Raw genomic sequence first — 704 nt, 5'->3', positions numbered from 1 at the left:
TCGAACGGACAGGTGTCGGTCTGGCACATGAACGCCTCGGTGACATGCGCCCGGTTGCTGTTGCCGAAGCGGTGACGGTAACCGATGTTCACCTCAGGAACGACGCCGCCCAACTGGGTTGCCCACTTGGCGCCGATGGTGCCGTAGGCCTTGTCGAAGTCGTTGTTGTTCGCGAGGTGGAGGTTCGCTCCGTCGAGGCCGGTCTCGATGAACTCATCCATCGTCACCGCGACATAGTCGAGGTTCAGGTATGGAGTGAGTACCGAGTTGGCGCTGATCGCCCAGCGGTAGCCGCCGTGCAGGCCCAGGGTCCACATCTTGACGTCGGGATCGCCCCGCGTCGTGCCAGCGAACGAGCCGCCGAACACGCCGAAGTCGATGTCACGCCGGGAGTCGCCATCGTACCAGTTATAGGTACCCATCGCCTTCACGTAGAACGCACCCGGATCGTACACGCCGTAGAGGCCGATCTGGTAGCCGTCCGCATCGATGTCGTCGCCCCAACGCTTGTCGTGCGTGTGGTTGTTCACGAACCCGATGCTTCCGCCGACGATCGCCGAGCCGCCGACGCTGGCGTCGAGGCCGATGACGCCCGTCAGGCGCTTCGCCTTCATGGCGCCCGCTTCCGAGTCCCCGTCGGTCTTCCGGGCCTGGAAGTCGAGCTGACCCCACATGTGCAGCGGAGCAGAGGCGCGGCACTCGAT

Annotated in this window: 1 protein-coding gene; it reads right to left on the bottom strand. The window is 64.3% G+C overall.

The annotated features are described in order from the left end of the window. The coding region (locus tag LZ538_RS13155) for an autotransporter outer membrane beta-barrel domain-containing protein (protein ID WP_249832491.1) at nucleotides 1-704 on the bottom strand (704 nt) is incomplete at both ends.

The sequence above is a fragment of the Sphingomonas hankyongi genome, from assembly GCF_023516575.1.
Taxonomy (GTDB): Bacteria; Pseudomonadota; Alphaproteobacteria; order Sphingomonadales; family Sphingomonadaceae; genus Sphingomicrobium; species Sphingomicrobium hankyongi.
Note: the sequence above shows the minus strand (reverse complement) of the source record. Positions and strands in the feature narration are given on the sequence as shown.